The organism is Comamonas sp. 14P8.1.4 (assembly GCF_057799285.1).
Map to the genome: position 1 here is coordinate 464,330 of NZ_JBYOKN010000001.1, position 17,451 is coordinate 481,780.

Genomic DNA, 17,451 nt, shown 5'->3' on the forward strand with positions numbered 1-17,451 from the left:
GTCTGACAAACGGTTACTTGCGCGATTCTCTGTGAGAGAATGAATCGGTTTACCTGTTGATTTGCTTGCCCTATGTCCGAATCTGAAGTTCTGAGCCCTCTGACCGAAACAGCCGAGACCGTAGTTGCTAACGCTACGTTGGAGGAGCAACCTCGTACGCGCAAGCGCCCTAAACCTGGCGAGCGTCGCGAGCAGATTCTTCAGGCACTGGCTGCCATGCTGGAAAAGCCGGGTAGCGATCGCATCACCACGGCAGCCTTGGCGGCCAACCTGTCGGTCAGCGAAGCTGCCTTGTACCGCCACTTTGCCAGCAAGGCCCAGATGTTTGAGGGGCTGATCGACTTCATCGAACAATCCGTCTTCACCCTGGTGCAGCAAGTGGCAGGCCGCGAAGGCGAGGCCATCGCGTTCTCACCCGAAGACGGCCCACGCCGTGCGGCGCGCATTGTTTCCCTTGTGCTGCAGTTTGGCGAACGCAATCCTGGCATGGTGCGTGTGCTGGTGGGCGATGCGCTGCTGCTGGAGCACGACCGCCTGCAGGCGCGCATGAACCAATTCTTTGACCGCATTGAGTCGACACTGCGCCAGTGTCTGCGCCCAGCAGCCGGTGCACTGGGCTCGGCCACCCCGACGGTGGACGCTCAGGTGGCTGCCAGCGTGCTGATGTGTTTTGTGCAAGGCCGCTTGCAGCGCTTTGTGCGAACAGGCTTCCGCCGCCAGCCTACCGAGCATCTGGAGGCCAGCCTGGCCATGATGATCTGAGCGTCCGCACAGAACCTACACCTCGCAAGGGTGGCAGCATGGCTGTCACCCTTTTTTATTGGTGTAGCAACGGGTGAGGTGACAGCGGCAGTACGGTTGAAAAAACCGCAAAGTCAAGGGTTTGCACCTATGCTCAAAGTCAAGGGATGTTTTTACGATTAAAAAAGAACGAACGTTCGTTTTTAATTGGTAATGCATGTCCTTGACACCCCATCTTTTCCCCACGGTTCCCACTTCTTCATCGCTGACGCGCAAACAGCGCGGCGCAGCGGCGGGGCACCGTGTTTCCCCCAAAGGCAAGCAGACCAAGGCGCACATCATTGATGCAGCCTTGCAACTGGCCATGCACAACGGGCTGGAAAGCCTGTCGATCGGCGGTTTGGCCGAAGCCACGCAGATGAGCAAATCGGGCGTGTTCGCCCATTTTGGCTCGCGCGAAGAGCTGCAGATCTCCGTCATCCGCGAATACCACCAGCGCTTCGAGCAAGAGGTGTTCTACCCCGCGCTGCAAACCGGGCGGGGCTTGCTGCGCCTGCGCGCGCTGTTTGATAGCTGGATGAAGCGTACCAGCATTGAGCTGGATTCGGGCTGTATCTATATCAGCGGTGCGATTGAGTTCCAGGACAACATCGGCCCCGTGCGCGAGGCCTTGGTCAACTCTGTGGCCACCTGGCATGCCGCATTGCGCCGCTCCATCGGTCAGTGCAAGGAGCTGGGGGACTTGCTGCCCCAGGCTGACGAAAACCAAATCCTTTCCGAAATTCACGGCCTGATCCTGGTGCTGCATTACGAGGCGCGTTTCATGCGCAGCCCTGGTGCCATGCAGCGCGCCCTGACAGGTTTTGAAAACATTTTGCTGCGCTATGGCGCACACCCCGCCAAGGCGTAAGCCACACCTAACTTTGATCACTGATTCACGAGGAGACAACCATGCCCAGCTATAACCCGCCACTGCGCGACATGCAATTTTTGATGCACGAAGTATTCAAGTTGGAAGAGGAATACAAAGTGTTGCCCAAGCACGCAGAGGTGGATACCGACACCATCAATGCCGTGCTGGAAGAGGCGGGCAAGTTTGCTGCCAACGTCACATTCCCGCTGAACATCAGCGGTGACGAAGAAGGCTGCCAGCTGGACAAGACCACGCACGAAGTGACCACACCCAAGGGTTACAAAGAGGCTTACCAGCAGTTTGTGGAAGGCGGCTGGCCTGCGCTGTCGTGCGACCCCGCCTATGGCGGCCAAGGCCTGCCTTTTGCCATCAACTCCGCGCTGTATGAAATGCTCAACAGCGCTAACCAGGCGTGGACCATGTACCCCGGCCTGTCGCACGGCGCCTATGAAGCCCTGCATGCCCATGGCTCGCCCGAGCTGCAAGCCAAGTACCTGCCCAAGCTGACCAGCGGCGAATGGACCGGCACCATGTGCCTGACCGAACCCCATTGCGGTACCGACCTGGGCCTGTTGCGTTCCAAGGCAGAACCCCAGGCCGATGGCACGTACAAGATCACCGGCAACAAGATCTTCATTTCGGCGGGTGAGCATGATTTCACCTCCAACATCGTGCACCTGGTGCTGGCGCGTCTGCCCGATGCACCGGCTGGCTCCAAAGGTATCAGCTTGTTTGTGGTGCCCAAGTACCACGTGAATGCCGACGGCAGCCTGGGTGGCCGCAACGGCATCTACTGCGGCGGTCTGGAGCACAAGATGGGCATCAAGTCCAACGCCACTGCACAGATCGTCATGGAAGACGCCGTCGGTGAGATGGTGGGCCAGCCCAACAAGGGCCTGCAAGCCATGTTTGTGATGATGAACGCCGCCCGTCTGGGTGTGGGAAACCAGTCGCTGGGCCTGACCGAAGTGGCCTACCAGAACGCACTGGCCTACGCCAAGGACCGCCTGCAAATGCGCAGCCTGTCGGGCACCAAGGCGAAAGACAAGCCGGCTGACCCCATTATCGTGCACCCCGATGTACGCCGCATGCTGCTGACTGCCAAGGCCTATGCCGAAGGTGGCCGTGCGCTGTCGACGTTCTGCGCACTGCTGATCGACAAGGAACTGAACCACCCCGATGAGAAGGTGCAAAAAGACAGCGGCGAGCTGGTGGCCCTGCTGACGCCCATCGTCAAGGCTTTCCTGACCGACAACGGCTGGATCTCCACCACTGCAGCGCAGCAAGTGTTTGGCGGCCACGGCTTCATCAAGGAATGGGGCATGGAGCAGTACGTGCGCGACAACCGCATCAATATGATCTATGAAGGAACGAACGGCGTGCAGGCGCTGGACTTGCTGGGTCGCAAGGTGCTGGGCAACCAAGGTGCCACGCTGCGCAAGTTCGGCAAGCTGGTGGCGCAGCTGGTGGAAGAAGAGGGCGTGAACGAGAAGATGGCCGAGTTCATCAACCCGATCGCCATGCTGGGCGACCAGATGACCAAGTTCACCACCGAAATCGGCTTCAAGGGCATGCAAAACCCCGACGAAGTAGGCGCTGCTTCGGTGGACTACCTGCGCGTGGCTGGCCACCTGGTGTTTGGTTACCTGTTTGCCCGCATGGCCCAGGTATCCCTGCGTGCGATTGCGGCGGGTAACACCGATCCGTTCTACGTGGGCAAGCTGCAGACGGCACGTTTTTACTTTGCCAAACTGTTCCCAGAAACCGTCACCCTGATGCGCACGGCCCGTGCTGGCAGCAAGGTGTTGATGGATACCGATGCTGCTCTGAGTTGAGTAGCTGATTGCGTGCGTATTTCCTTCAGTGTGAAAGACTTTGATACGGAGGTTCTTATGAATAAAGCGTTAGCAGCTCTGATTTTCGTAGCTTTCGGTGCGCCTGCCATGGCACAGATGTCGCCGGTCGGGTTGTGGAAAAGTCTGGATGACAAGACCCAGGCGCCCAAATCGGAAGTGCGCATCACCGACCACGGTGGTGTGCTGACTGGCAAGGTGGAGCGCGTGCTGCGCGAGGGTGCAGACCCTCAGGCGGTGTGCGACAAGTGTGCCGATGACCGCAAGGGCAAGCCTGTGGTGGGTCTGGAAATCATTCGGGGTGCCAAAAAGGCCGAAGGCAAGGACGTCTGGGAAGACGGCAAGATCCTCGACCCCGAAAACGGCAAGACCTACACCCTGCGCCTGACCCCCGTGGAAGGCGGCAGCAAGCTGGAAGTACGCGGCTCCATCGGCCCCTTCGGTCGCACCCAAACCTGGGTGCGCGTGCAGTAAAGAAGAACAACGCTGACCCGGCCTGCACGGCGCTATCCTGGTGGGGCGCTGTGCAGGCCTGTGGGGTCAGCATTCCATGGAACATCTCATGTCCCGATTCAATGTGAAGAAAGTCGCCGTGCTGGGCGCCGGCGTGATGGGTGCGCAGATTGCGGCCCATCTGGTGAACGTGAAAGTGCCGGTTATTCTGTTTGACCTGCCCGCCAAAGAAGGCCCCAAGAGCGCGATTGCCGAGAAGGCGATTGCCAACCTGAAAAAACTCAAGCCATCGCCGATTGGCGTGGCGGAAGATGCCGACCTGATTCAGGCGGCCAACTACGAAGAGCACCTGAAATTGCTCAAGGGCTGCGACCTCGTCATCGAGGCGATTGCCGAGCGCATGGACTGGAAGCTCGATCTGTACACCAAGATCGCACCGTTTGTCGCCAAGCACGCGCTCGTCGCTTCCAACACTTCGGGTCTGTCGATCACCAAGCTGTCTGAAGCGCTGCCTGAAGCCATCAAGCCACGCTTTTGCGGCATTCACTTCTTCAACCCACCGCGCTATATGCCGCTGGTGGAGTTGATCAACACACCCACCACGAACCCCGAGGTGCTCGACCAGCTGGAAACTTTTGTGACCAGCGGCCTGGGCAAGGGTGTGGTGCGCGCCAAAGACACGCCCAACTTCATCGCCAACCGCATCGGCATTGCCGGCATGCTGGCCACCATGAAGGAAGTGGAAAACTTCGGCCTGACCTATGACGTGGTGGACGATCTGACCGGTAAAAAGCTGGGCCGTGCATCGTCGGGCACCTTCCGCACCGCCGACGTGGTGGGCCTGGACACCATGGCCCATGTGATCAAGACGTTGCAAGATACCTTGAGCGCCGAGACCGATCCTTTCTACGACAGCTTTGGCACGCCACCCGTGCTGAAAAAGCTGCTGGAGCTGGGCTATCTGGGCCAGAAAACCAAGGGCGGTTTCTACAAAAAAGTGGGCCGCGATATTTTGCAGTTTGAGCTGGACAGCGAAGACTACGTGCCCGGTGGCCAAAAGGCCGACGAGGTGTATGCGCGCATGCTCAAAAAGCCTGCGGCAGAGCGCTTGAAACTGCTGCGCAACGCGGAAGGCGCGCCGGGCCAGTTCCTGTGGGCCATTCTGCGCAACAGTTTCCACTACGCCGCCGTGCATCTGGAGACCATTGCCGAATCCGCTCGCGATGTGGACCAGGCCATGCGCTGGGGCTTTGGCATGAAGCAAGGCCCTTTCGAGCTGTGGCAAGAAGCGGGCTGGCTGGAAGTGGCCAAGATGGTGCAAGAAGACATCGATGCCGGCAAAGCGCTGTCCAAAGCGCCGCTGCCCAAGTGGGTGTTTGAAGGCCCGGTGGCTGCAGCCGGTGGCGTGCACACTGCCGAAGGTTCGTGGAGCCCTGCGCTGGGCAAGTTTGTGGCTCGCCGCGTGCTGCCCGTGTATGAGCGTCAGCTGTTCCCAGAGGCACTGCTGGGTGAAACCAGCCTGCCAGACTGGAAGACCGCGGGCACCACGTTGTTTGAATCCAAGGCACTGCGCACCTGGACGTTGGATGGCGAAGTGCTGATTGCCAGCATCAAGAACAAGATGCACGCCATCAGCCCTGAAGTGATGGAAGGCCTGATGGAAGCCGTCGACACGGCCGAGCAAGACTTCCAGGGCATGGTGATCTGGTCCGGTGATGCCCCGTTCAGCGTTGGCGCTGATTTGGAAGCCACCATGCCTGCTTTCCTCGTGGGTGGCGCAGATGCCATCGATAGCATCGAAAGCGAGCTGCAAAACCTGATGATGCGCATCCGCTATGCGCAAGTGCCTGTGGTGGCTGCCATCCATGGCATGGCCCTGGGCGGTGGTTGCGAGCTGGCCGTGTACTCGGCCCGCCGCGTGGCGCACATGGAAAGCTATATCGGTCTGGTGGAAGTGGGCGTGGGCCTGATCCCTGGCGCTGGTGGCCTGACCTATATTGCCCGCCGCGCTGCAGAAAACATGGCCAAGAGCACAGGCAAAGATGTGCTGCCGTTCCTGACCGAAGGCTTCACGGCTGCGGCCATGGCCAAGGTGGGTACCTCGGCGATTGAGTCGCGCAAGCTGGGCTATTTGCTGGAGAGTGACCTGATCGTTCCGCACAAGGACGAAGTGCTGTTCACGGCCATCAACGAAGCCAAGAGCATGGCTGCGAGCGGCTGGCGTCCCCCGCTCAAGCGCACCTTCCCCGTAGCCGGTCGCAGTGGCATTGCCACCATCAAGGCCCAACTGGTGAATATGCGTGACGGTGGCTTTATCAGCGCGTACGACTTCAAGGTGTCGGTGCTGATTGCAGAGATCGTGTGCGGTGGCGACGTGGAAGCCAATTCACAGGTGACCGAGGAATACCTGCTGGCGCTGGAGCGCAAGGCGTTCTGCCATCTGATTGGTCAGCCCAAGACCCACGAACGTATCTTGGGTATGTTGAATACCGGCAAGCCAGTGCGCAACTGATCGGCCAGGAGAGAAGAACTATGAAACAAGTACAAGACGCGTACATCGTTGCCGCAACACGCACGCCCATTGGCCGTTCGGGCCGCGGTTATTTCAAAAATACCCGCCCGGATGATCTGCTGGTCTCGGCCATCCAATCGGCCATGACGCAAGTGCCAACGCTGGACCCTAAGGCGATTGAAGACGCCATCATTGGCTGCTCCTTCCCCGAAGGTGAGCAGGGCATGAACATGGCGCGCATTGCGGTGGGCTTGGCCTTCAACCACCCGGTGGGTGGTATCACGGTCAACCGCTTTTGCGCCTCGGGCATTTCTGCCATTCAGATGGCAGCAGACCGCATCCGTGTGGGTGAAGCCGATGTGCTGATTGCCGGTGGTGCCGAGTCCATGAGCATGGTGCCCATGGGCGGCAACAAGCCTTCGTTCAACCCTGCCGTGTTTGCGCAGGATGAGAACGTCGGTATTGCCTACGGCATGGGCTTGACCGCTGAGAAGGTGGCGCAGCAGTGGAAAGTGACGCGCGAGCAGCAAGATGCGTTTGCGCTGGAGTCGCACCTGCGTGCTATCAAGGCGCAGCAAGCCGGTGAGTTCACCGATGAAATCACACCGATTGAGATCGTTGAACGTTTCCCGAACCTGGCCAATGGTGGCGTCATCACCAAGACCCGCACGGTCAATTTGGACGAAGGTCCGCGCCCCGATACCTCGCTGGAAGGTCTGGCCAAGCTGCGCCCTGTGTTTGCCGCACGTGGCTCGGTCACGGCAGGTAACTCCTCGCAAACCAGTGACGGCGCAGGCGCGTTGATTCTGGCCAGCGAAAAAGCTGTCAAGCAGTTCGGCCTGACGCCTCTGGCGCGTTTTGTGAGCTTTGCAGCACGTGGTGTGCCGCCCGAAATCATGGGTATCGGTCCTATCGAGGCGATTCCTGCCGCGCTACGCTATGCCGGCATCAACTCGCAAGACATTGACTGGTACGAGTTGAACGAAGCGTTTGCGGCGCAATCGCTGGCCGTGATGAAAACGCTGGGTCTGGACCCTGCCAAGGTCAACCCCATGGGCGGCGCGATTGCGTTGGGTCACCCCTTGGGCGCGACGGGGGCGATCCGTGCAGCGACCGTGGTACACGCACTGCGTCGTCACAACCTGAAGTACGGCATGGTCACCATGTGCGTAGGTACAGGTCAGGGCGCTGCCGGTATCTTCGAGCGCGTGTAAAACCATGGCTGATGTGACAGCGGGCCGCGTGGTCGAGGTGCGCTGGCAAGCGTCAGCCCTGGAAGTTGCAGGTGCCGCAGGGCCATTGGCGCTGCGGCATTGCTTGCCGGTGGACCTGCCGGTAGATGCACAGGTGGTGATTGCGCCAGCGGTGGGGGTGCCGCAGCGCTTTTACACGGCATTTGCACAGTGGCTGGCGGCCCATGGCTATGCGGTCACCATGTTCGACTACCGAGGGCATGCCGAATCCTTGCACGGCCCTCTCAAACACGCACAAGCCAATTTGCTCGATTGGGCGGCCGATTGCGCAGCAGTCGCTACCCAGCAGCGGTTGCAGATGCCAGGCTTGCCTCTGTACTGGATCGGGCACAGCGTAGGGGCTCAGCTGCCGGGGGTCGCTGCGTTGCCGATTGATGGTTTGCTGGCGATTGCCAGCGGCAGCGGCTACTGGCGTGACAACGCGCCGCCCACGCGCCGCAAGGTGCTGCTGTGGTGGTATTTGATTGTCCCGGTGGTGACGGCGCTGTATGGCTGTCTGCCTGGAAAAAAATGGGGGCTGGTGGGTGATTTGCCAGCGGGGGTGGTGTGGCAATGGCGGGCCTGGTGCCTGCACCCGAACTATGGCATCGGTGTGGAGGGCGAAGCTCTGCGCAAGGCCTATGCGGCAGCGCGCTACCCCTTGCATGCGTTCTCGGTTGAGGACGACGAGATGATGTCCTGGCGTTCCACGGCATCGCTGGTCAGCTGGTACCGCAACAGCCCACAAAGCATTGAGCGTGTGCGCATGCTGGAGGCTCCGGGGCGGCGTATTGGGCACTTTGGTTTTTTTCGCAGTGAGATGGAGTTCTCGCTGTGGCCACGCGCACTGGCGGTGCTGGAGCGCTGGCGTGGCGTGGGGATGCCACTGACACCTAAGGGTCAGCGATCTACGGGCCCCGGCGCTACATTCACTAAGATGGAACGCAGAGCCGTGGCAGCGCCCCCGCAGCCCGGGCAAGGTGAGCTTTTCTCGGAGATCCCATGATATGAGCGCCCCTCAAGACTCTCACAAGGATGCAGTGGCACAGAACCACCCACTGGACGTGGCTGTGCGCATGACCCCGCAGCACGATGGCAGCGTGCAGACCCAGGCGCCTGCCGCATACTGGAACATGGTCGGCCCTTATGGCGGCATCACCATGGCGCAAATGCTGCAGGCCGTGCTGCAGCACCCCGAACTGCTGGGAACGCCGGTCTCCATCACGGTGAACTTTGCCGGCCCGGTTGAGGCGGGTGATCTGCGCATTGAAGCCACACCGGTACGCACCAACCGCTCCACCCAGCATTGGAGCGTGGTCATGGGCCAGCGTACGGCAGAGGGAGAGCTGGTGGTTTGCACCACCGCCACTGTCATCACTGCGGTGCGCCGCGAAACTTTCAGCCAAGACGACGTCACGCACCCGGCCATGCCTGATCCGGAGCGCTGCGAGCGCTTTGACACGCGCGGAGCCATGGAGTGGCTGCAGCGCTACGACATGCGGGTGGTGCAGGGTGCAATCCCCAAAACCTGGGATGACAGCGAGCACGAAACACTGTCGCAGCTGTGGGTGCGCGATGAGCCGCCACGGGCGCTGGATTTTCCGGCACTGGCGGCACTGTGCGATGTGTTTTTTCCACGCATCTGGTTGCGCCGTGCACGCCGGGTACCTGCGGGCACGGTAGGTATGACCGTATATTTCCATGCTGACGCTGAGCAACTGCTGGGCCAAGGTGACCGTCACCTGCTAGCGCAGGCCAGCGGCCAGGCTTTTCGCAATGGCTACTTCGACCAGACCGCCCAGCTGTGGGATGCCGAAGGCAGCTTGCTGGCGACCAGCCACCAAATCGTTTACTACAAGGAATAAGGCGGCACGCGCTGCATGCCCGGTGCATGGTCACCGGGGCAGCGCTGCGTCGCCGTGCCTTCATTCGCAGGAAATTACATGACCGAAACCGCCAACCAAGACATTCTGGTGCACACCGAAGCGGGTGTGCGCACCATCACGCTCAACCGCGTGGACAAGAAAAACTCCATCACCCAGGCCATGTACGGCGCCATGGCTGCAGCGCTGACCAGCGCAGTAGATGATGCAGCCGTGCGCGTCGTGGTGCTGCAGGGCGATGCCACCGTGTTCAGCGCGGGCAACGACATTGGCGACTTCTTGGCCCGTGGCCAAGGCGCTGCGACCGAAGGTTTGCCGCAGCACAGTCCCGTGTTCCAGTTTTTGCATGCCTTGGCAGACTTTCCCAAGCCACTGATTGCAGCGGTGGCAGGCCCCGCCGTAGGCATTGGCACCACCATGCTGCTGCACTGCGATTTGGTCTATGCCGGCGATAACGCTGCCTTCGCTTTGCCGTTTGTGAATTTGGGTCTGTGCCCGGAAGCTGCATCCAGCCTGCTGCTGCCCCGCCTGATGGGCTACCAGCGCGCTGCTGAGGCATTGTTGCTGGGCGAGCCCTTCATGGCCGAAGCGGCGCTGGAAGTGGGGCTGGTCAACCGCGTGGTGCCGCCCACCGAAGTGAATGGTGTGGCGCAGGCCCAAGCCGCCAAACTGGCTGCCAAGCCGCTGTCGGCTTTGATCGAAACCAAGCGCCTGATGAAGGGCGGTCAGCGTGCCGAAATCAAGGCCCAGATGGCTGAAGAAGGCCAGAGCTTTGGCAGCATGCTGACCCAGCCGGCCGCCCGTGAAGCCTTCACCGCGTTCATGGAAAAGCGCAAGCCAGACTTCAGCAAGTGCTGAAGTCTCTAGCACGGCATAGCGGTGCAGCGGAGCAGGCGAGCGCTTGGGCTAAAAGCGTCAGCCCAGCTTCCGTAACGGCTGAAGCCTGGGCCGAGATCGTCTGCGCCGTAGCACCCGGCGCTGCGGGTTTCAGTCCGAACCACAAGCCACAGCGTGTTTTGCGCTGCGGCGCCGTGTACCGGTGCATGCCCCCGCAGACACAGACGCTGTGGGTGCTTGATTAAAAATAAGAGCTGTTTGCGCTTGATTCCATTGAGTTTCTGCTTGTTTTTAATTGGAAATGAAAGCAAATCAAGCGTTGATAGCTCACTTTTTTGGTGATTCTGTATGTCCCCCAAGCCCTCTGTGCCTGCTGCTGAGTTTCAGTTTGAGCCCGAATTCATGGCCGTCCTGCAGCACGTGACGGAAGAGTTCATCCCTTTCAACAAGTTGCTGGGGCTGAAGCTGGAGAGCGCCAATGCCACCACCGTTACCGCTCGGTTGGAGATGCGGCCGGAGCTGGTGGGGCATGCCACGTACAACCGCATACACGGCGGTGTGATCAGTGCTGCGCTGGATGCCATGGCCGGTGTGGCGGTGATGTGCGCCATGGGCGCCAAGCACATGGACGAGCCCGTGGCCAAGCGCGCGGAGCGCATTGGGAAGCTGGGTACGATTGATCTGCGTGTGGACTATATGCGCCCCGGCATTGGGGAGCGCTTTGTGGTGCGCGCAGAAGTGCTGCGCCTGGGTTCGCGCGTGGCCACCACGCGCATGGAGTTTTTAAGTGAGCAAGGCGAGGCGCTGGCGGTAGGCATGGCGGCCTATATCACCTCCTGAAAACGGTGCCGCACCGATCGGATCAGGGCCGCGACAGCGGCCCTTGTTGTGAATGCTGGCAACAGACGTAAGCAGACGCCACAAAAGACGTTTTTGCTTACGCATGTTGCGAAACGAGGGCAAAGGTATCTGCCGTGGCTTTCTAAGCTCATGACTTTCAATCTGGAGGATGCATGGCCGTGAACAGTCCCTTTTTTACCAAGCGTGAGCCGCAAACATTTTCAACCCGTCCCAGCACCCCTGTAGGTGGTTTGGGCAGTACCAGCAGCACGGCATCCAGCAGCGATACGGCCAGCAGCACCAGCGTGCGCCCCGTCGAAACCGCCAGCACAGCGGCGGCCTCCAGCACGACCACCACCACCGAGCATGGCGGCAGCAAGCTGACCGTGGGTCCCAACATCAAGCTCAAGGGCGTGGAGATCACCGATTGCGACACCTTGGTGGTGGAAGGCACGGTTGAAGCCACGATGGACTCGCGCGTGATCCAGATTGCGCAGCAGGGCGCGTTCCACGGCTCGGCCGAGATTGATATTGCCGAGATCCATGGTGAGTTTGAAGGCTCGCTCACCGTGCGCCAGAAGCTGGTGATTCACAGCACGGGCAAGGTCAGCGGCAAGATTCGCTACGGCAAGATCGTGATTGAAGAGGGCGGCCAGCTCTCCGGCGAAATTGAAGTGGGTGTCGGCACCCGCAGCAGCAAGTCGGCATCGTCGTCGTCCAACACATTGTCCACCGCAGTGGCTGCGTGAACGCATCGGCGTGTGCCAGCTGCGCACCGCACAAAAAAGCCCAGTCACTGCCGTGCTGGGCTTTTTTTATGGGCAGCATGGCGGCCACCCGCACAGGGCAGCGCGCGTGGCTCAATCCTGCTGGGGCAGGATGGACGTTGGCTCTTCTTCCGGCGCAGGCGTATTCAGCGGGCGGGGATTGCCTTCGGCATCAATGGCCACATAGGTCAGCACCGCCTCGGTCACCTTGACGTATTCGCCTTGGCGGATCATGCGTTCGGCAAACACCTCGATATCGACCGTCACCGAGGTGCGGCCCACGCGGGTCACGCAGCCGTACAGCGACACCACGTCGCCCACGCGAATGGGCTGCTTGAACACAAACTCTTTCACCGCCACAGTGGCCATGCGGCCGCCAGCCAGGCGCATGGCCAGGGTGCAACCGGCCAAGTCCACCTGCGACATGACCCAGCCGCCAAAAATGTCGCCATTGGCATTGCAGTCGCCGGGCATGGGGACCACTTTGAGGATCAACGCCTTGTCGGTGGGCAATGCGACGCTGGGCAGAACGGGAGAACGGGGCATGGGAGACAATCCGGGCAACTAAAACAACCCAGAATTGTCCCCCATGCGACGCAGCGGTGAAGCACATTCTTCAGAACCCTCAGCAGCGAACGTGGCTAATGCCGCCGAATGGTCGGCGCTGCGCCGTTTATTGCCCTATCTGTGGCACTACAAGTGGCGGGTGCTGGTTGCGCTGCTGCTGATGGTGGGGGCCAAGCTGGCCAATGTGGGCGTGCCCCTGCTGCTCAAGCAGCTGGTGGACGCGCTGGATGTGAAAGCGGGTGATCCCACAGCCCTGCTGGTGGTCCCCGTGGGGTTGCTGCTGGCCTATGGCGCGCTGCGCTTTGCCACCTCGCTGTTTACTGAGCTGCGCGATCTGGTGTTTGCCAAGGCCACGCAGGGCGCTGCGCGCTCGATTGCGCTCACCACCTTCCGGCATTTGCATGCGCTGAGTCTGCGGTTTCACCTGGAGCGCCAGACCGGCGGCATGACGCGTGATATTGAGCGCGGTGTGCGCAGCACCGAATCGCTGGTCTCGTATTCGCTCTACAGCATCTTGCCCACGCTGATTGAAATGGTGCTGGTGCTGGGTATTCTGGCGTTCACCTTTGATGAGGGTTTTGCCGCCATCACGGCCGTGGCGCTGCTGTGCTACATCACCTTCACCGTGAAGGTGACCGAGTGGCGCACGCAGTTTCGCCGTGCGGCCAATGTGCAGGACTCGGCCGCGCACAGCAAGGCGGTGGATGCGCTGCTGAACTACGAAACCGTCAAATACTTCAACAACGAAGACTTTGAAGCGCAGCGCTACGACGAAAACCTGCGTGAGCTGCGCCGTGTGCGCCTGAAAAGCCAGCGCACGCTGAGCATGCTCAACAGTGGCCAGCAGCTCATCATCGCCACTGCGCTGGTGGCCATGCTCTGGCGTGCCACGCAAGGCGTGGTGGCCGGTGAGATGACGCTGGGTGACTTTGTCATGGTCAACGCCTTCATGATCCAGCTGTACATTCCGCTGAACTTTCTGGGCACGCTGTACCGCGAAATCAAGCAAAGCATGGCCGACCTCTCGCGCATGTTCACGCTCATGGACAAAGAGCGTGAGGTGGCTGACGCACCTGGCGCGCAGCCTTTGCAGCTGCAGGGCCAGCCCAGCGTGCGTTTCGAGCATGTGGCATTCGCCTATGATCCGGCACGCCCCATCTTGAAGGGCTTGAGCTTTGAAGTGCCCGCAGGCAAGACCGTGGCCGTGGTGGGGGCCTCGGGGGCCGGCAAGAGCACGCTGGCGCGGCTGCTCTACCGTTTCTACGACGTACAGGGCGGGCACATCACGATCGCGGGCCAGGACATCCGCGAGGTCAGCCAGGACAGCGTGCGCCGCGCGATCGGCATCGTGCCGCAGGACACGGTGCTGTTCAACGACACCGTGGCCTACAACATCGCCTATGGCCGCAGCGGGGCCACCCAGGCGCAGGTCGAGGCCGTAGCCAAGGCCGCGCGCATTCACGACTTCATCGCCTCCACCCCGCAGGGCTATGGCACCAAGGTGGGTGAGCGGGGCTTGAAGCTCTCAGGCGGTGAAAAGCAGCGTGTGGCCATTGCGCGCACCTTGCTCAAGAACCCCCCGATTCTGATTTTTGACGAAGCCACGTCAGCGCTGGACAGCCGGACTGAGCGCGCCATCCAGCAAGAACTGGCCAGTGCTGCGGAAGGCAAAACCACGCTGGTGATTGCCCACCGCCTGTCTACCGTGGTGGATGCCAACGAGATTCTGGTCATGGATGCCGGGCAGATTGTGGAGCGCGGCACACACAGCGCTTTGCTAGAACAAGGCGGCCGCTATGCCGAAATGTGGGCACTGCAGCAAAGCGCAGAGGCCACAGAATAAGCCTTCACCTCTTTTGAATATTTGATAGCTGAAAGCGCTTGCCATGTCTGCCTCTAAACCCGATTTGTTGGTTTTGCATGTTTTGTCCACCGAGCACCTGGCGCAGCTGAGTCAGCAGTTCGTGGTGCACTACGCCCCCACGGCGGCGCTGCGGGCGCAGGCGGTGGCGCAGCACGGTGCCAGCTTTCGGGCGGTGCTCACCGTGGGCGCGATCGGTCTGACGGCGGCAGAGATTGATGCCATGCCACAGCTGGGCTGGATCGGCTCTTTGGGTGCCGGCTATGAAAATATCGACGTGGCCCATGCCAAGGCCCGCGGCATTGCCGTGAGCAACGGGGCGGGCACGAACGACCACTGCGTGGCTGACCACGCGTTTGGGCTGGTGATCGCTGCCGTGCGCGGCGTGGTGCGTCTGGACAAGCTCACGCGCCAGGGCGTGTGGCGCAATGACATTCCGCTGCCGCCCAATGTGTCGGGCAAGCGCCTGGGCATTCTGGGCCTGGGCACCATTGGCCAAAAGATTGCCCGCCGTGCCGAGGCGTTTGACATGCCCGTGGGCTATCACAACCGCCAGCCTAAGGCTGGCATGCCTTACCCTTACTTCGACAGCCTGCTGGCGCTGGCCCAATGGGCCGATGTGTTGGTGGTGGCGACACCGGGCGGTGCAGGCACCCGGCATCTGGTGAACGCGCAGGTGCTGGAAGCGCTGGGTCCCCAGGCCTATGTGGTGAATATTGCGCGTGGCTCGGTCGTCGATACGGCGGCGCTGGCTGCCGCACTGCATGACGGCCGCTTGGCCGGCGCAGGGCTGGATGTGTACGAGAGCGAGCCGCTGCCGCCTGCTGCGCTGCTGGACAGCGACAAAGTCGTGCTCACCCCGCATGTGGCGGGATGGTCGCCCGAGGCCGTGCAGGCCACCGTGGATTTGTTCCTGGACAACGCTTTGCACTATTTCGCCGGCCAGCCCCTGGTGACCCCGATTTAAAAACGGCCTGCGCCCTACACTGCGAAGCTTTGCGACGTAGAGGGCTTGAACACCGGTGCACACCTGCGGGGAGCGGGCGGCGGCGGCCAAGAGCGGCGTCGCACTCGCTTCAATAACGTTTCATTGCAGAGGTGCGACGTGCTCAGCCCCGTCTATTCCAAACACTCCTTGGTGCTGCTGGCCTTTGCGGCGCTGGCCTGGTCATTCTGGTACAGCACCGGCTGGCTCGTGCTGTGTGCCGGTCTGGCCTTATTTCTGTTTGGCATGCAGAACCTGGAGCATGGCCTTAAAAGCCTGGCGGGTGGCAAGCTGGAGCAATGGCTGTCCCGCAGCACGGCCACGCCGTTCAAAGGTTTGCTGTTTGGCATGGTGGCCACATTCGTGTTGCAGTCCAGCACCCTGGTGTCACTGCTGACCATTGCGTTTCTCAGCACTGGTTTGATCACCCTGGTGGGCAGTATTGCGGTGCTGCTGGGGGCCAATCTGGGCGCGACCAGTGGTATCTGGCTGCTGGCATTGGCCGGGCAAGACATCAGCATGGCCAAGCTGGCCATGCCACTACTGGTCTTTGGTGTGCTGCTGGGTTTTTCGGGCGACAAGGGCAAGGCCATTGGCCGTTTGCTGCTCGGTATTTCGCTGATCTTTTTCGGCATTGACCAGATCAAAGAAGGTTTTTCCAGCTTCGGTGATCTGCGCCTGGACCGCTACAGCGCTGAAGGCACGCGCGGGGTGCTGCTGTTTATTGCCGTGGGCACGCTGATCACCGTGGTGCTGCAGTCCAGCCACGCCACCTTGATGCTGACGCTGGCCGCCTTGGCCAGCCAGCAGCTGGAGCTGACGCAGGCGCTGTCGATTGCGATTGGCTCCAACGTAGGCTCGGCCGTTTCTACCGGTGTGATGGGCATGATTGGCAGTGCCCGCAGCGGTCAGCGCCTGGCCGTGGCGCATGTGGTGTTCAACGGCACCACGGCGGTGATTGCGTTTTTCCTGCTGGCACCCATGACGTGGGCGGTCACGCTGGCCACGGGCTGGATGGGCATGGGCCACAACACCCTGATTCAGCTGGCCATGTTTCACACGCTGTTCAACCTGATGGGAGTGCTGGTGTTCTGGCCTTTCCAGCCGCAGCTGGCGCGGGCGCTGGAGCGCTGGCTGGCCGATACGCAGGAGCCCGCCGTGCTGATTGCCACGGGCAGCCCCCAAGTGGCGCACACCACGCGGGCCCGCTACCTGCAGCCAACAGCGCTGCAAACCGTGGAAAGTGCCAGCAGTGCCGTCTCTAAAGAGCTGCAGCATATGGGGCGGCTGGCCCTGGAGGTCGTGGCGCATGCGGTGTACGCACCGCATACGGCTCTCGGCACGCTGGAGCGCGAAGATGCCCAGCTGCGTATCCGCCTGCAGCAGCAGGCCATCAACGCCGATGTGCTCTACCAAACCCACATCAAAGGCGTGTATGCCGATCTGCTGGAATTCATGGGCAGCATGGTGCAGCCGCTGGATGGGGCGCAGCAGGCGTTCTGGCAGCGCAGCCAGGTGGCCGCGTTTCAGCTGGTGGATGCGGTCAAGGATGCACACCGCTTGCAGCGCAATATGCACCGGTTTTTGCAAGCCCCTGATGATGATGCCGCGCGCAGCAGCTACCTGGAGCTGCGCATGTACATGTTGCAAACCTTGAAGGACATGCGTGTGCTCAGCGTGTCAGAGCTGCCGCAGGCGCAGTGGGCACTGGAGCTGCAGGCCCTGGATGCCTCGGTGGCGGCTTTTGAGTCTCAGTTCCGCAAGCACCTGTTTGCGTCGATTCGGGGTGGTTTGCTCGACGGCCTGACGGCCAGCTCACTGATGAACGATCTGGGCTTTGCCCAGACCATCATTCAGGGCCTGCGCCAGGTGCTGTTGCTGGGCGAAGGCCACGAGTTGGCGCGCCAGCAGCAGTTGCTGATGGGCGATGCGCCGCTGATTCAGCCGCTGTGAAGTGCGGGCACTGGGTTCAGTGCCCAAAGAAGCTGTCAGCGCTTGTGTATCAAG

Annotated in this window: 15 protein-coding genes; 14 read left to right on the plus strand and 1 reads right to left on the minus strand. The window is 61.1% G+C overall.

Features of this window, described 5'->3' with window-relative positions; translation table 11 throughout:
- Positions 1–72 precede the first annotated feature (72 nt).
- From slmA to AC27VO_RS02205, 11 genes are all read left to right on the plus strand, one after another.
- Positions 73–762, plus strand: a complete 690-nt coding sequence (slmA, locus tag AC27VO_RS02155) for a nucleoid occlusion factor SlmA (protein ID WP_488665059.1) — start codon at positions 73–75, stop codon at positions 760–762.
- 196 nt (positions 763–958) lie between these two features.
- The gene (locus AC27VO_RS02160) at positions 959–1,651 is read left to right on the plus strand and encodes a TetR/AcrR family transcriptional regulator (RefSeq protein ID WP_488665060.1); all 693 of its coding nucleotides are present in this window, start codon (positions 959–961) and stop codon (positions 1,649–1,651) included.
- 41 nt (positions 1,652–1,692) lie between these two features.
- A complete protein-coding gene (locus AC27VO_RS02165; RefSeq protein ID WP_488665061.1) occupies positions 1,693–3,489 on the plus strand; it encodes an acyl-CoA dehydrogenase C-terminal domain-containing protein in 1,797 nt (598 codons plus the stop codon).
- Between the two features lie 57 nt (positions 3,490–3,546).
- Positions 3,547–3,981 (plus strand): DUF2147 domain-containing protein, encoded by a 435-nt coding sequence (locus tag AC27VO_RS02170; RefSeq protein WP_488665062.1) that lies wholly within the window; start codon positions 3,547–3,549, stop codon positions 3,979–3,981.
- Positions 3,982–4,069: 88 nt separating this feature from the next.
- A complete protein-coding gene (locus AC27VO_RS02175) occupies positions 4,070–6,472 on the plus strand; it encodes a 3-hydroxyacyl-CoA dehydrogenase/enoyl-CoA hydratase family protein (protein ID WP_488665063.1) in 2,403 nt (800 codons plus the stop codon).
- Positions 6,473–6,492: 20 nt separating this feature from the next.
- Positions 6,493–7,686 carry an acetyl-CoA C-acyltransferase gene (locus AC27VO_RS02180; protein WP_488665064.1) on the plus strand — a complete coding sequence of 398 codons (1,194 nt, stop codon included), beginning with the start codon at positions 6,493–6,495 and terminating at the stop codon, positions 7,684–7,686.
- Positions 7,687–7,690: 4 nt separating this feature from the next.
- Positions 7,691–8,710 (plus strand): alpha/beta hydrolase family protein, encoded by a 1,020-nt coding sequence (locus AC27VO_RS02185; RefSeq protein ID WP_488665065.1) that lies wholly within the window; start codon positions 7,691–7,693, stop codon positions 8,708–8,710.
- Between the two features lies 1 nt (position 8,711).
- Entirely contained in the window at positions 8,712–9,569 is an 858-nt protein-coding gene (locus AC27VO_RS02190; protein WP_488665066.1) for an acyl-CoA thioesterase, read from the plus strand.
- Between the two features lie 78 nt (positions 9,570–9,647).
- The gene (locus AC27VO_RS02195) at positions 9,648–10,445 is read left to right on the plus strand and encodes an enoyl-CoA hydratase (protein WP_488665067.1); all 798 of its coding nucleotides are present in this window, start codon (positions 9,648–9,650) and stop codon (positions 10,443–10,445) included.
- A 327-nt stretch (positions 10,446–10,772) separates the two neighbouring features.
- Positions 10,773–11,264 (plus strand): thioesterase family protein, encoded by a 492-nt coding sequence (locus AC27VO_RS02200; protein WP_488665068.1) that lies wholly within the window; start codon positions 10,773–10,775, stop codon positions 11,262–11,264.
- A 173-nt stretch (positions 11,265–11,437) separates the two neighbouring features.
- On the plus strand, positions 11,438–12,013 hold the full coding sequence (locus AC27VO_RS02205) for a bactofilin family protein (protein WP_488665069.1): 576 nt from the start codon (positions 11,438–11,440) through the stop codon (positions 12,011–12,013).
- Positions 12,014–12,124: 111 nt separating this feature from the next.
- Here AC27VO_RS02205 and AC27VO_RS02210 read toward each other — a convergent pair whose 3' ends face one another.
- Complete coding sequence (locus AC27VO_RS02210) at positions 12,125–12,577, minus strand: acyl-CoA thioesterase (RefSeq protein WP_488665070.1); 453 nt, start codon at positions 12,575–12,577, stop codon at positions 12,125–12,127.
- Positions 12,578–12,620: 43 nt separating this feature from the next.
- Between AC27VO_RS02210 and AC27VO_RS02215 the strand changes: the two genes are divergently transcribed.
- The 3 genes from AC27VO_RS02215 (at position 12,621) to AC27VO_RS02225 (ending at position 17,397) form a co-directional block, all read left to right on the plus strand.
- Positions 12,621–14,441, plus strand: a complete 1,821-nt coding sequence (locus AC27VO_RS02215) for an ABCB family ABC transporter ATP-binding protein/permease (RefSeq protein WP_488665071.1) — start codon at positions 12,621–12,623, stop codon at positions 14,439–14,441.
- A gap of 43 nt (positions 14,442–14,484) precedes the next feature.
- Complete coding sequence (locus tag AC27VO_RS02220) at positions 14,485–15,426, plus strand: 2-hydroxyacid dehydrogenase (RefSeq protein ID WP_488665072.1); 942 nt, start codon at positions 14,485–14,487, stop codon at positions 15,424–15,426.
- Between the two features lie 138 nt (positions 15,427–15,564).
- Complete coding sequence (locus AC27VO_RS02225; protein WP_488665073.1) at positions 15,565–17,397, plus strand: Na/Pi cotransporter family protein; 1,833 nt, start codon at positions 15,565–15,567, stop codon at positions 17,395–17,397.
- The last annotated feature ends 54 nt before the right edge of the window (positions 17,398–17,451 follow it).

Coding starts and splice junctions, on each gene's coding strand:
- slmA (WP_488665059.1), top strand. CDS start 73: ATGTCCGAATCTGAAGTTCTGAGCCCTCTGACCGAAACAGCCGAGACC.
- AC27VO_RS02215 (WP_488665071.1), top strand. CDS start 12,621: ATGCGACGCAGCGGTGAAGCACATTCTTCAGAACCCTCAGCAGCGAAC.
- AC27VO_RS02190 (WP_488665066.1), top strand. CDS start 8,712: ATGAGCGCCCCTCAAGACTCTCACAAGGATGCAGTGGCACAGAACCAC.
- AC27VO_RS02165 (WP_488665061.1), top strand. CDS start 1,693: ATGCCCAGCTATAACCCGCCACTGCGCGACATGCAATTTTTGATGCAC.
- AC27VO_RS02180 (WP_488665064.1), top strand. CDS start 6,493: ATGAAACAAGTACAAGACGCGTACATCGTTGCCGCAACACGCACGCCC.
- AC27VO_RS02170 (WP_488665062.1), top strand. CDS start 3,547: ATGAATAAAGCGTTAGCAGCTCTGATTTTCGTAGCTTTCGGTGCGCCT.
- AC27VO_RS02185 (WP_488665065.1), top strand. CDS start 7,691: ATGGCTGATGTGACAGCGGGCCGCGTGGTCGAGGTGCGCTGGCAAGCG.
- AC27VO_RS02210 (WP_488665070.1), bottom strand. CDS start 12,577: ATGCCCCGTTCTCCCGTTCTGCCCAGCGTCGCATTGCCCACCGACAAG.
- AC27VO_RS02175 (WP_488665063.1), top strand. CDS start 4,070: ATGTCCCGATTCAATGTGAAGAAAGTCGCCGTGCTGGGCGCCGGCGTG.
- AC27VO_RS02195 (WP_488665067.1), top strand. CDS start 9,648: ATGACCGAAACCGCCAACCAAGACATTCTGGTGCACACCGAAGCGGGT.
- AC27VO_RS02160 (WP_488665060.1), top strand. CDS start 959: ATGTCCTTGACACCCCATCTTTTCCCCACGGTTCCCACTTCTTCATCG.
- AC27VO_RS02220 (WP_488665072.1), top strand. CDS start 14,485: ATGTCTGCCTCTAAACCCGATTTGTTGGTTTTGCATGTTTTGTCCACC.
- AC27VO_RS02200 (WP_488665068.1), top strand. CDS start 10,773: ATGTCCCCCAAGCCCTCTGTGCCTGCTGCTGAGTTTCAGTTTGAGCCC.
- AC27VO_RS02205 (WP_488665069.1), top strand. CDS start 11,438: ATGGCCGTGAACAGTCCCTTTTTTACCAAGCGTGAGCCGCAAACATTT.